This window comes from Dolichospermum heterosporum TAC447, from assembly GCF_024584745.1.
Classification (GTDB): Bacteria; Cyanobacteriota; Cyanobacteriia; order Cyanobacteriales; family Nostocaceae; genus Dolichospermum; species Dolichospermum heterosporum.
In genome coordinates this window covers 1,713,037-1,725,653 of the sequence record NZ_CP099464.1, presented here as the reverse complement: position 1 = coordinate 1,725,653, position 12,617 = coordinate 1,713,037, and the positions used below count along the sequence as shown (strand labels likewise).

Genomic DNA, 12,617 nt, shown 5'->3' with positions numbered 1-12,617 from the left:
AGAGGGCGCAGAGGTAAGAGAAATTATATTAATTTATCTCTTCTTTTCGTTTTATTTGTCAATTTCTGTAATGGTTCTGAGATTTCAATTTTCACGGAAGTGGGATTTTCTAATCTTCTTGTTTCTGCTGGTAAACTAGCAACTGATGCCGCAGTTCGTTGACGAATGATTGTTAAAGTTTCTGGTGTTTGTAATTGTTTACCTGCTTTGATTACTAACTGTAATAAAGATTTTTCATGGTCAGATTTTTCTTCTGTTAAGCCTAATCTATCTTTCTGGATTTTACCATCTAAGAAGGATCGAAAAATTTGTTTTTTACCTGGATAAGTGAATTTACCACTTGATTCTTTCATGACGGGAATTCCATCAATATCTACAAGTTTATAAACTCCATTCACAGGTTGACCTGTAACTAATTTTGTGCCTAATCCATAACTATCAATTTCTGCCCCTTCTTGCTTGAGTCGGCTAATTTCCCATTCATCTAAATCACCACTGGCGAATATTGATATATTCGGTAAGAGCGATCGCACTTGTTTTGATAAACTAACTAAATCCCCAGAATCTAACCTGACTCCAGATAATTCTAATTTTCCAGAATTGACTTTTTCTGCTAATTTCTCCGCCGCAGCAACGGTATCATAGGTATCAATTAGTAATGACGCACCGGGAAAATATTGATGAAATGCCGTAAAAGCCTGTTCTTCACTCCCTTCTAAAGCTGATAAAGCCATTACTAAAGCGTGTGCCATTGTCCCACTTGGTTTTTGTCCTAGCTGTAGCGCCGCTAACACATTGGAAGTACCATCTAAACCACCTGCCAAAGCCGCCCGTGCTGCCCATAAAGAGGCTTGAGGACTAAAAGCCCTGCGTGTACCAAATTCTAGAAGTGTGGCTTTTTCTCCCGCTATATCCCTTAATCTTGCGGCTTTGGTGGCAATTAGAGTTTGATAATTCAGAGTATTTAAAAGATATGTCTCTACTATTTGCGCTTGCCATAAGGGTGCTTCTATTCGCAGTATAGGTTCATTGGCAAATATCGCTGTTCCTTCCGCAACTGCCCACACATCTCCAGTGAAGCAACCTTCCCGCAAAAGCTGCCAAAAACGCTCATTTGCGTGGGTAAAAATTCCCGTTGACTGCAAATCAGCAATTTGACTGTCATTAAACCGGAATTTAGTCAAATATTCCAAAGCTTGGGCTAAACCCATAGCTATTAAATAGCCAAAACCATCAGGTAAGCTTCTGACAAACAATTCAAAACTCGCTTGCTTCTGTTCTATACCTTCACCAACATAACAAGCTGTCATTGTTAGCTGATAAAGGTCTGTTAGTAAGCTGTAATCCTCACAACTGAGATTTAATTCGGAATTTTTCCTTTCATAGTCTATATCTAGGAAAGTTGTCATCTGAGATGCCTCTAGCAAGAATGTCTCTTCATTTATGGTAGTATTTACCATAAATAATGTCAAGCCTTGGCTAATAAATAATAAAAAATTCCCTAAAAGCCTATGTTCACAAGGGAGTTAGGCTATTTTTTACAATTAATTTATATTTCTTAATAGTACAGATAAGTAGGTGAACACAATAAAACCAAACTGTGTAAAGAAACGTAAAATCGCCCAAACCCTCTTCACTCTTGCCTCTTGCCTTTTGCCTTGCCATAACGACAATTTTCAACGCCAACCTACTTAGTCAATATCAAGAAGTTGGTTGAGTGAGTAAGGACATCCTGATGGAAAATTTACGGAATTTTGAGTTTTGATTTTTACAAATCCTAACGCATCTTTGTAAATAGAATCCAATTCTGATTCTAAATAATTGCGAAGATTAGTCGTAATTCTGCGATTTAATTGAGTTCTAAAAGTATAAATTTCTCCTTGCCAGTGAACTGTATTATTTTCAGATTCACTTGTCCAATATTGAAGTAATAATAAATGACGGATAATCTGTTCTAGAAGGCTGGCTACGGCATTTTTATCTCTTTTTCCCAAATCTTCTAACTCCCCAATTAAATTCTCTAAGTCTAATTCTTGAAATTTGTGATTTTTCAGTAATTTGATTGTTTCTTCTAGCCATTGAGAATCATCAAGTTCGTAGAGTTGTTTTAAATCGGTGATGGTTTTCATAACTCTGACCTATTAGAGTAATCTTATTTTATCAGATCCCCGACTTCTTAAAGAAGTCGGGGATCTTGTGTTTACGTTAAAGGTACTATTGCACTCATTTGGTCTAAATCTAACACAGTTGCTAATTCTGATTCTGTCATTAAACCTTTTTCGAGAACTATTTGCCGTAAAGATTTACCTGTTTCTAGGGATTCCTTAGCTACAGCAGCAGCATTCAAATAACCAATGTGGGTGTTCAATGCGGTGACTAATGCTAAACTGCCTTCAGCGTAGGCTAAACAACGTTCTTTGTTAGCAGTAATTCCTTGAATACAGCTTGTGGTTAAAGCCGAAATTGTGTTACCTAAAATCTCAATGCTGTGAATTAAATTATAGGCAATGAGGGGCATCATTACGTTTAATTCTAATTGTCCAGCTTGGGCGGCAAAAGCGATCGCATTATCATATCCCATTACCTGAAAACATACCATTGATGTCATCTCTGCCATCACAGGATTATATTTTCCGGGCATAATTGAAGAACCGGGTTGCACAGGTGGAAGTTGAATTTCCTTAAATCCGGTTTTGGGACCAGAATCCATTAACCGCAAATCGTGGGATATTTTCACCAAATCCTGGGCTAAATTCCGCAACGCCCCAGAAACATTCACAAAAGCCCCCATACTTTGCATAGCAGCCATTAAATGGGGTGCTGGTTCTAGGGGAAATTCCAATAATTGCGACAGGATATCCACAACTCTTTGCCGATATTCCGGGTGAGTATTCATACCTGTTCCCGCCGCACTACCACCTAAACCTAACACCATTAAATCCCCAGAAGCAATGTAAAGCCGGTTTTGGTGTTCTGAGAGAATTTGCGCCCAAGCCCGAAAATTATCCCCTAATCGCACGGGTACAGCGTCTTGGAGGTGAGTTCTCCCCGATTTGACGATATCTTGGAATTCTGTAGCTTTGGCTTCTAAAGCCGAAATTGCCTGTTCTAAAGCTGGTTGTAAAGTGCGAGAAAGTGCCAATAAGCCACCAATGCGAATGGCTGTGGGGATGACATCATTGGTAGACTGTCCGTAGTTTACATGATCGTTGGGGCTAACGAATTTGTAATTACCTTTTTGATCACCCAGAATTTCTAAAGCGCGATTTGCTAAAACTTCATTAATATTCATGTGGTGAGAAGTTCCCGCACCAGCTTGATAAACATCAACGACAAATTGATCTCGTAATTTACCTGCTAAGATTTCATCAGTGGCTTGAATAATGGCTTTGCTGATATCTGCGGGAATACAATCCAATTCTCCGTTGACAATAGCGGCGGCTTTTTTAATATATAAACCAGCATCTATATAAGTGGATAAAGGTTTAATACCGCTAATGGGGAAATTTTCGATCGCCCTTTGGGTTTGAATCCCATAATATACGTTATTGGCAATTTGGCGATCGCCCATCGAGTCTTTTTCAATCCGAAAATCTGAATTGTTAGTCATATAAATGGAGAATGGCAACGGAAGAACAGGGAACAGGCAAAAAACTTATTTTTAACTCAATTGAGGATTGCTATATTTCCCACTTATCATAATACACACACCCGTGATTAAAAACGCCAAGGCACTGCAAAATCCAGCAAGTACAGATGTTATTGTTGCTGGAAATACAAAACCAAAAATATTCATAAAATAGTAATATAGATACCCGCTAACATGGCTTATTTTCCTAATAAGTAATTGGACAAAAATATTTACAGTCATTGCGAGCGAAGGGAAGCAATCACAACCCTTGGAATTGCTTCATTTCACTTCGTTCCCTATGGCTAACGCCACGCTGCGCTAACGCAATGACATTGTGTAATTAAACTGTTACGCAGCTAAATTTGATAACCATAATTTACTTGAACTTTGTAGTGCGGGCATCTTGCCCGCTAGAATTATACAAACTAAATGCACAACAGCTTAATTCTGTCTCACTACTTAAAGAAATTGCCGGAGAACGAAATACTGTCATTGCTAATGCCCAAGCAATCAAAACTCAAGGTAAAATTCCTTGGCTCTACCGTTCCCTTTATGTAAAACAATATTTATTGTAGGTTGGGTTGAGCCGCGAAACCCAACAAAATCCGGCTCTTGCGTCTCTTTTATGGTGATTGAGGATTGATTATAACAAAACCCTTAGAGGATACTTTAAAAGTGGTATTCCGTAATTTTTATCACATTGTTACCCCCCTTTGCAAGGGGAAAGGGGGGTAACAAGAAAAATCTGGTTCCCTCCCCTTGTGAAGGGGAGGGTTAGGGAGGGGTAAAACATTATGATTTTGTAAATAATTGCAGATTTATCAAGATTAGTATTAATTTTTAACAATGCAGTAAAATAGCGTTATGGGATTAGCTGTAACTTAACGTACCTGTTTACAAACCGTCACAAGGGTTGTTATCAGCAATACACAATATTTGGTATGCTCGCTCATACTCATGTTATTTCTTCGTTAAGGAATAGGTAATAGGCAGATGGAAAAATCAGTCATGAGTAAGTATTATTTCCACTTACCTCTTCCCCGATGATCAATTATCCATTATTTCTTTCCTAAACTATTGCATGAATCTAAATCGAGTTAAATCCATCCCCAAATGGACACAATTACCATCTCCACCCATATTTTGTTCAGAAGTATCTATGCAATTGGGTGGAGATACATCCGTTGCCCAATTACAACAGCAGGTAGAATATTTACAAATCCAATTAGAGTTAGAAAGACAGGAAAATATTCAAAAGATACAGCAAATTCAGAAATTCCAAGGATTGCTACAATATATTACTGAACATATCCGCGATAGTCTGGATGATCGCAAAATATTAACAATTATTACTCAAGAATTAGTTGATTTATTACAACTTAATCGCTGTCAAATTGAACTTTATAATCCTTGTTTGACTGCTGCTACAGTTACCTACGAATATAGTACGAGTTTACCCCACTTTCAAGGTTTAACCACAAAAGTTGCTGATTTCCCCCGAATTTATCAATCTCTATTGCAAAAACAAATCTGGCAATCTATAGAAATTGTTCCCGGACATGATTCTGGCTTACAGATGATGAGTCAATTGGCTTGTCCGATTTTTGATTATCAAGGTGTTTTGGGCAATATTTGGCTAATTCGGCATACAGAGGCAAAATTTGGAGAATTAGAAATATCTTTTTTACAGCAAATAGCTAATCAATGTGCGATCGCCATCTGTCAATCTCAACTCTACACCAAAACTAAAGTCCAAGTTCAAGAAATTGCAATCCGAGAACATCATCATAACGAATTTATCAGACATCTTGCCCAAGAATTACGCACACCGATTACTAATATTAATCTTGCTGTGCAAACCCTAGAAAGTCTCATGACACCAGCCGGGATTGTAGATATAGAAATAGTATGCCAACTATTACAAATTCTCCATTATGAATGTGGACGAGAAGATAAATTGCTTACCGATCTTCTTACATTAACATATCTGAAAATCGATCCTGAACCTCCTAATTTAATTACTATTGATTTTTCAACTTGGTTATTTTCCATTGTGGAATCTTTTCGAGATGTTACCAATTGTCAGCAACAACAATTACACCTAGATATCCCCGCAGAAATTTCTCCTTTATCCACAGATATCACCAAGTTAGAAAAAATTATTACCCTGCTACTCAATCAAGCTTGTCAATGCGCTCCCGCAGGTGAATCAATTACAGTTACCGCCGATGTGAATGCAAACACGGTAGAATTAAAAATCACTATTTCTGGTGTAGAGATGCCTCACCATCAACTGTCACAAGTTTTTCAGCCATTTTACCGCATTCCCAAACATTCCCCCTGGCAAGCACAGAACACCGGCTTAGAATTAGCATTAGTGAAAACAATAGTACAGCGTTTAGGTGGATTTATTCAAATTATGAGCATGAACAATCGCATCACTTTTATCATGCAATTTCTACTGTTGTAGTTGTTTAGTGTCTTCAGCAATCTGTTGATAAATTTCGTGATTCAACAATTAATAAAGTGACATACAGACTTCCAGCAATATGACAGATGATTGGGAAAGGTTTTCATCATTTTCATCTGTTTATTAGACTTCTCCGGTAAAGATTGTAGAGACGTTCCATGGAACGTCTCTACAAGGGTTTCAAACGACGCACATTTAATTTTCGGAGATGTCTATTGTTTATGAAACCCCTCTGGTAAACCTCTCCCTAACCCTCTCCTCTTAGGAGAGGGAAAAGGAATAATATTTAATACTGGAGAGGCTTTGAACTTGTTATTTGTATGATAAAAAAGTCCAGCTTCTAGCCGTTGTGAGTATAATAGACATCTCCAAAAAAGATTGGAGAGCCGAGAATCCCTACCCATGGAACGTCTCTACAAGGGTTTCAGATCAAGGATCTTCAATTTCTGGAGATGTCTAATGGTAATGGCGATCGCCTAAGTAATTGGACAAAAATATTTACAGTCATTGCGAGCGAAGGGAAGCAATCACAACCCTGGCGAACTGCTTGCAGCAGCGCTAGTTCCCTCCGGGACGCTCCACGAACGCTATTGCTTGATTTCACTTCGTTCCATATGGCTAACGCCACGCTTTGCTTACGTAATAGCCTTGTGTAATTAATTCTGTCTCACTACTTATTAATCAACCCCCAAGAAAATTAACGATTTTTAAACCATGCAACACTAGCACAAAAGTCAAAAGTCTGATATGATGATCTAATTAGCGGGTGAGTAGCTCAACGGTAGAGCAGTTGACTCTTAATCAATTGGTTGCGGGTTCGATTCCCTCCTCACCCATTAGCTTTCGGCGTTTTGGTTACTAATGTTTTTTATTGATACAGTTTCAAGTTCAAATAATTCTATATAATTTTTATTTGCTTTTTTTATTATCAAGATTATTATAAAGATTATAGAATTTTAGGAATATTACTTTGATTTAGCCAATTAATCATTAAATAAGACGTTAAGGAAATAAGCATGATCAAATAAAGGACATTTGAAGAACAAGCAGATCCTTGACTTCTTTAAGAAGTCGGGGATCTTCTACTCTGCTACGATCAAAGATATTGTTTCAAAACTTCAACTGTAGCTTTTCCAGTTTTTTCCCAACTAAATTGACTTGCTCTTTTTAGACCTTTTTCTGAAAGTTGTTTTCTCAGTTCTGAATCATTAATAATTGCTTGCATTGCTGCTGTAATCTCCCTCGTATCATAGGGATTAATTAAAATAGCAGCATCTCCCGCAACTTCTGGAAGTGAGGAAATATTAGAAGTAATAACTGGTGTACCACAAGCCATAGCTTCTAAAACCGGTAAACCAAATCCTTCCCACAGAGTGGGGAAAACTAGTGCTAATGCTTGATTAATAATTATTGGTAATTCGTCATAGGAAACATAGTTAAGGAATTTAACAAGATGACTTATTCCTAATTCTTGAGTTTGTGTTTCTAATAATTGAGAGTACCGTTGATCATAGGGTCCCGCTAACCATAGTTCATAATCATTTTTGTGAGGTAATGCGGAAAAAGCGGTAATTAGTCTTTGGAGGTTTTTGTAAGGGTCTTGACGACCAATATATAGGAAGTAATTGCGGGTAGGAAGGTTCAGGAATTGGAAATGTGAGTTATCTCCCGCCAAGAGAATTGGTGTAATTTTATTACTAGGAATTTGGTAAAATTGGGTGATATCATTGGCTGTTGATTCTGATATACAAATAATATGTTCTGCTTGTTTAAAAACTTCAGGAGTATAGTATTTATGGTATGTCGTCAATGGTGAAAAGCGTTTAGGAAACCGCAGTGGTATCATATCAAATGCTGTAACAACAAACTGACAATTAGTATATAAAGGTGCTTCGGGAATAGGGGAAAATAAAAGTTGGGATTTGAGGTTTTGATAGATTTTTGGAAGTTGAAATTGTGTCCACAATAAACGGCGTAAATGTCCTTTTAAACCTTGTTCTGAGGTTAGGTTAGTAGGAGTTTGATAGCAGTTATAGTTAGGGAAAGATTGGGAAGTTAAAAGTATTGGCTCAAGTTTTTGTAAATGAGTTAAAAGATTAAGAGCGTAGGTTGTTGTACCTGTAGGTTTGGTAAGTAAGAATGAAAGATTAGTGAGTAATTGCATTTCTCATTTTTAGTGCATAAGACCTCTTACTGCACTGCATAAGGTGTAAATTGCCGTTTAAAAGCAGAATGAAAACCAAGGACAATATCTGAATTTGGTACACCCATTTGCACTAATCTTTCAGCTATAGATTCTTCGGTTCCGTTGTACTGAATCCAAATTTTGCCGTCTTCAATGTCAAAGTGCATCACTGGTCCAAACACTCGTTTATCGCCTTGCCATCCGATATAATTGAGTTGATAATGGTCATGTTCCCTATCAAATATTAGTTGTGCTTTGACTGGATCATTTGTGGTACAAATCTGGGCGTGTTCTGTTAAAATTTGTGTGATAAATTGTCTATACTTTTCTATTTTATCCATTGTCGAACTTCCTCCTGTTTGGGATCATAAATCATCAGCTTGACTTGATATCGCTGTAGCATTCGTTGAATAAATGGAAGTTGAAAAAAGTCATAATAAGTCTCAAAAGGGATGGCTAAGTAAACAATTCGGTTTGGTTCTTGTTCTTCAAGTGCTTGGCTATAGTTAAGATATTGACCTAATGCTGTATGGAAACTACTGATATCTGAATCTCCAATAAAGCTTTTAATTTCTACAGCAATTTTTTCTGAGTCCCTTTCTGCAGCTATAGTAGTTTCTGCTGCTAAATCAATTTGGAGTTTGACTGCTTCACTAATGCGAATGGTTAAGGGGTCATGGGTAATATTCCATCCTTCTTTTATTAAAGCATTTTTTACCTGTTGATGGAAAACATCTTTTGCCATTGTTTTTGTGTGAATATGAGTTAAAATTATCTGTATTTCAAGATTTAGTTTTCTTTCTTCTCCTAGTTCATCATAATTTTATTATATCATTTGAAGGTGAGAAGTGATCCTGACAGAAGAATTTTGTTCAAATAATTCTATATAACTTTTATTTGCTTTTTTATTATAAAGATTATAGAGACGTAAGCGTAAAGGATTAGACATCACGAGTTAACTCAACTGAAGCATAGAGTATATCATCTTCAGTTTCTAAGGAATTTAACCACTTTTGATCTATATTTTGGGCAATTCTTTGTTGAGCGAGGTTGTATTGGTGATGCAATAAAACTCTTGTAATTTCTTGACTAATTTCTTGCCACTGTGCTTCAGAAGCAACCCCATTTAACTGTAAGAGTGCTGACCAAGCATTATGAGGTAACATAGCTCCTAGCTTGATTGCAGCACTGGCTATTTGGGATGTTGAGCGATTTTCCATTTGTGATAATGCACTAATTCGCTCTGCTGTTTCTATATCTAGCTCTGCTGAGATGGTTTTTTCTGTCATTGCTCTATTTTTCTCATGAGTTCTATAAAATTATAACTTTTAAAAAACGGTAATTAGTCTTTGAAGATATTGATAACCGATGTATAGAAAGTGATTGCGAGTAGAGAAATTAAGGAAATAAGTATGATCAAATAAAGGACATTTGAAGAACAAGAAGATCCCCGACTTCTTTAAGAAGTCGGGGATCTGCTACTCTGCTACGATCAAAGATATTCTTTTAAAACTTCAACTGTAGCCAGTCCGGTTTTTTCCCAACTAAATTGATTTGCTCTTTTTAGTCCTTTTTCTGAAAGTTGTTTTCTCAATTCTGAATCATGAATAATTGCTTGCATTGCTGCTGTAATCTCTGCTGGATTATAGGGATTAATTAAAATAGCAGCATCTCCCGCAACTTCTGGAATTGAGGAAATATTAGAGGTAATAACTGGTGTACCACAAGCCATTGCTTCGAGAACAGGTAAACCAAAACCTTCCCACAGAGTTGGAAAAACTAACGCAATTGCTTGATTAATAATTGTTGGTAATTCGTTGTATGATACATAATTAAGGAATTTAACAAGATGATTGATTCCTAATTCTTGAGTTTGTATTTCTAATAATGGGGAGTAACGTTGATCATAAGGTCCTGCTAACCATAGTTCATAATCATTTTTGTGAGGTAATGCGGAAAAAGCGGTAATTAGTCTTTGGAGGTTTTTGTAAGGGTCTTGACGACCGATATAAAGGAAGTAATTGCGGGTAGGGAGGTTCAAAAATTGGAAATGTGAGTTATCTCCCGCCAAGAGAATTGGTGTAATTTTATTACTAGGAATTTGGTAAAATTGGGTGATATCATTGGCTGTTGATTCTGATATACAAATAATATGTTCTGCTTGTTTAAAAACTTCAGGAGTATAGTATTTATGGTATGTCGTCAATGGTGAAAAGCGTTTAGGAAACCGCAGTGGTATCATATCAAATGCTGTAACAACAAACCGACAATTAGTATATAAAGGTGCTTCGGGAATAGGGGAAAATAAAAGTTGGGATTTGAGGTTTTGATAGATTTTTGGTAATTGGAATTGTGTCCACAATAAACGGCGTAGATGTCCTTTTGTACCGTCCGCAGGAGTAAGATTATTTGGAACTGGGTAGCAGTTAAAATCAGGATAATTTTCTGCTGTTAATAGTGTAGGATTAAGAGATTTTAAATAAGGGAAAAGATTTTTAGCATAGTTGCTTATACCTGTTGGTTGAGAGAAAAGAATGGATAAGTTAATGATTAATTGATTAGAATCTACCATATTTATTAAATAATACTTTTATAAGCTTTTAAAGTTTCTTTTGCTGTTCTTTCCCAGGAAAATAAATCTGCTCTTATTTTTCCTTTATTAATCAAGTTTTGTCGTAGCTGAGAATCGCTAATTACTTGTAGCATAGCTTCAGCTAATTGCATATAATCATTAGGATCAATTAGTATAGCTGCATTTCCTGTAACTTCGGGAATTGAAGAAATATTAGATGTAATGACAGGAGTACCTAAAGTCATTGCTTCTAAAACTGGTAAACCGAATCCTTCATAATGAGAAGGATACAGGAAAACGTCAGCTTTTGAATAAAATAATGCTACTAATTCATTAGATAAGTAGTCAAGATGATGTATTTCGTTTTTCCAAGGTGAGGTTTCAATTGCTGTAAATATAGGTTGATAGTTCCATCCTTTTTTACCAATTAATACTAATTGATGTTCTACTTTATATTTCTGTTTTAAAAAATTAAATGCTGATATGATGGCATTAATATTTTTTCTAGGTTCTATGGTACTAACAAATAAAAGATAAGGTTTAGAGAAATCATAATTTATATTATCAACTTCCTTATCTAAATCTAAACTAGATAAAAAGTTAGCATTATACCGACTAGCAAGGGGCGTAACAAAAATTTTTTCTGCTGGAACTTTCAAATAATTAATAATATCTTGTTTAGAACTTTCGGAAATAGTAATAATTAAATCTGTCCATTCAAGGCATTTAATTAATCTTTTTGTATATTGTTTTACCACAAAATTAGTATATTCTGGATATCGGATAAAACTTAAATCATAAATAGTAATAATTTTCTGAATATTTTTATAAGGATAAACGGTATAATTAGTTCCATGAAAAACATTAGGTTTTCCTAAAATTGGTTGAAGATAATGAGGAAAAATTTGAGGTAAATAATCTAAGAAAAGATTAGAAAGACGAACAGGTATAGGAATCTGATAAATATTTGAATAAGGCTGAAGATTATCTGGGAAATTTAATTTTCCTTTTAACCAATTTTTTAATCCAGGTTGATAAGCTAATCCTAATTCAAAAGATTCTGTATGTTCTAATTTAGACAAAGCTTCTACTAAATTAAAAACATATAAACCCACACCACTGGGCTGAGAATCAATTGGAGTAACATCAATAATAACTTTAAACATTGAACAAATTATAAATCATTTTTACTTAGGGACTTCCAATCAAAAAAATACCCAAAAATTTCTTGTGGTGCGGGCATCTTGCCCGCTAATCATCAAGGACGGGCAGGATGCCCATCCCACAAAATTGGGTAATTTATTTTTTGGTGTTCCCTTAAGGGTAATTTTACCAAAATTTCTATTAATAATTCAGCAAAATAAAAGCTATACTCAAAACGGCTTGATTGTTTGATTCTAAACGTGGAGGTTTAGCACTGCTCATTGGTGTCAACTTAGGTTACAGATGGCTTATTTGTTTGGCTTCCACACCCGCCAGGGAATAAATTCCCTGTCTCATAGCTCAAGTCCGTTAAAACGGACTAATGAATTTTCCTAGTATTTAGTCATCTTTTAGATGACTTTCGCTATTAGCAAGGAACTTGAGTTCCTTGCGGGATGAAGATTTTGCGTTAAGTTGACACCATTAAGCTTTTGCTTTACCCCTACACATCTGGGTTCTTTGTCATTTGGCAAAAGTTTAAATCTCACCCGTGTTTAGTATATGTTAGAGGAAGTGGTAGACTGTCCCAACCTGGGTCAGAAAAGACCGCTTTGGA

At 36.0% G+C, this 12,617-nt stretch carries 11 protein-coding genes and 1 tRNA gene; 3 read left to right on the top strand and 9 right to left on the bottom strand.

Features of this window, described 5'->3' with window-relative positions:
* Window positions 1-23 precede the first annotated feature (23 nt).
* The 3 genes from NG743_RS07815 to NG743_RS07805 all read right to left on the bottom strand — a co-directional run bounded on the left by NG743_RS07815 (window position 24) and on the right by NG743_RS07805 (window position 3,610).
* The gene (locus NG743_RS07815) at window positions 24-1,409 is read right to left on the bottom strand and encodes a nicotinate phosphoribosyltransferase (protein ID WP_027404134.1); all 1,386 of its coding nucleotides are present in this window, start codon (window positions 1,407-1,409) and stop codon (window positions 24-26) included.
* Window positions 1,410-1,691: 282 nt separating this feature from the next.
* Complete coding sequence (locus NG743_RS07810; RefSeq protein WP_027404135.1) at window positions 1,692-2,129, bottom strand: DUF29 domain-containing protein; 438 nt, start codon at window positions 2,127-2,129, stop codon at window positions 1,692-1,694.
* A gap of 71 nt (window positions 2,130-2,200) precedes the next feature.
* The gene (locus NG743_RS07805; protein WP_257121813.1) at window positions 2,201-3,610 is read right to left on the bottom strand and encodes an aspartate ammonia-lyase; all 1,410 of its coding nucleotides are present in this window, start codon (window positions 3,608-3,610) and stop codon (window positions 2,201-2,203) included.
* Between the two features lie 413 nt (window positions 3,611-4,023).
* Here NG743_RS07805 and NG743_RS07800 point away from each other — a divergent pair, with 413 nt between their 5' ends.
* The 3 genes from NG743_RS07800 (at window position 4,024) to NG743_RS07790 (ending at window position 6,937) form a co-directional block, all read left to right on the top strand.
* On the top strand, window positions 4,024-4,206 hold the full coding sequence (locus tag NG743_RS07800) for a hypothetical protein (RefSeq protein WP_027404137.1): 183 nt from the start codon (window positions 4,024-4,026) through the stop codon (window positions 4,204-4,206).
* A 506-nt stretch (window positions 4,207-4,712) separates the two neighbouring features.
* Window positions 4,713-6,101 carry a GAF domain-containing sensor histidine kinase gene (locus NG743_RS07795; RefSeq protein ID WP_257121812.1) on the top strand — a complete coding sequence of 463 codons (1,389 nt, stop codon included), beginning with the start codon at window positions 4,713-4,715 and terminating at the stop codon, window positions 6,099-6,101.
* Window positions 6,102-6,865: 764 nt separating this feature from the next.
* Window positions 6,866-6,937 (top strand) — tRNA-Lys (locus NG743_RS07790).
* Window positions 6,938-7,197: 260 nt separating this feature from the next.
* Here the strand turns inward: NG743_RS07790 and NG743_RS07785 are convergent.
* From NG743_RS07785 to NG743_RS07760, 6 genes are all read right to left on the bottom strand, one after another.
* Entirely contained in the window at window positions 7,198-8,265 is a 1,068-nt protein-coding gene (locus NG743_RS07785) for a glycosyltransferase family 4 protein (RefSeq protein ID WP_257121811.1), read from the bottom strand.
* Window positions 8,266-8,291: 26 nt separating this feature from the next.
* Window positions 8,292-8,627 (bottom strand): XisI protein, encoded by a 336-nt coding sequence (locus tag NG743_RS07780; protein WP_027404140.1) that lies wholly within the window; start codon window positions 8,625-8,627, stop codon window positions 8,292-8,294.
* Complete coding sequence (locus NG743_RS07775; protein ID WP_027404141.1) at window positions 8,615-9,031, bottom strand: XisH family protein; 417 nt, start codon at window positions 9,029-9,031, stop codon at window positions 8,615-8,617. Before NG743_RS07775 ends, NG743_RS07780 begins: the two co-directional genes overlap by 13 nt.
* A 196-nt stretch (window positions 9,032-9,227) precedes the next feature.
* Entirely contained in the window at window positions 9,228-9,575 is a 348-nt protein-coding gene (locus NG743_RS07770; protein WP_193964861.1) for a hypothetical protein, read from the bottom strand.
* 203 nt (window positions 9,576-9,778) lie between these two features.
* Window positions 9,779-10,858 (bottom strand): glycosyltransferase family 4 protein, encoded by a 1,080-nt coding sequence (locus tag NG743_RS07765; protein ID WP_257121810.1) that lies wholly within the window; start codon window positions 10,856-10,858, stop codon window positions 9,779-9,781.
* A gap of 5 nt (window positions 10,859-10,863) precedes the next feature.
* Window positions 10,864-12,024: a glycosyltransferase family 4 protein gene (locus NG743_RS07760; protein WP_257121809.1), complete on the bottom strand. Its 1,161-nt coding sequence runs from the start codon at window positions 12,022-12,024 to the stop codon at window positions 10,864-10,866.
* Window positions 12,025-12,617: the final 593 nt, after the last annotated feature.

Coding starts and splice junctions, on each gene's coding strand:
- NG743_RS07810 (WP_027404135.1), bottom strand. CDS start 2,129: ATGAAAACCATCACCGATTTAAAACAACTCTACGAACTTGATGATTCT.
- NG743_RS07760 (WP_257121809.1), bottom strand. CDS start 12,024: ATGTTTAAAGTTATTATTGATGTTACTCCAATTGATTCTCAGCCCAGT.
- NG743_RS07770 (WP_193964861.1), bottom strand. CDS start 9,575: ATGACAGAAAAAACCATCTCAGCAGAGCTAGATATAGAAACAGCAGAG.
- NG743_RS07775 (WP_027404141.1), bottom strand. CDS start 9,031: ATGGCAAAAGATGTTTTCCATCAACAGGTAAAAAATGCTTTAATAAAA.
- NG743_RS07805 (WP_257121813.1), bottom strand. CDS start 3,610: ATGACTAACAATTCAGATTTTCGGATTGAAAAAGACTCGATGGGCGAT.
- NG743_RS07815 (WP_027404134.1), bottom strand. CDS start 1,409: ATGACAACTTTCCTAGATATAGACTATGAAAGGAAAAATTCCGAATTA.
- NG743_RS07765 (WP_257121810.1), bottom strand. CDS start 10,858: ATGGTAGATTCTAATCAATTAATCATTAACTTATCCATTCTTTTCTCT.
- NG743_RS07785 (WP_257121811.1), bottom strand. CDS start 8,265: ATGCAATTACTCACTAATCTTTCATTCTTACTTACCAAACCTACAGGT.
- NG743_RS07780 (WP_027404140.1), bottom strand. CDS start 8,627: ATGGATAAAATAGAAAAGTATAGACAATTTATCACACAAATTTTAACA.
- NG743_RS07795 (WP_257121812.1), top strand. CDS start 4,713: ATGAATCTAAATCGAGTTAAATCCATCCCCAAATGGACACAATTACCA.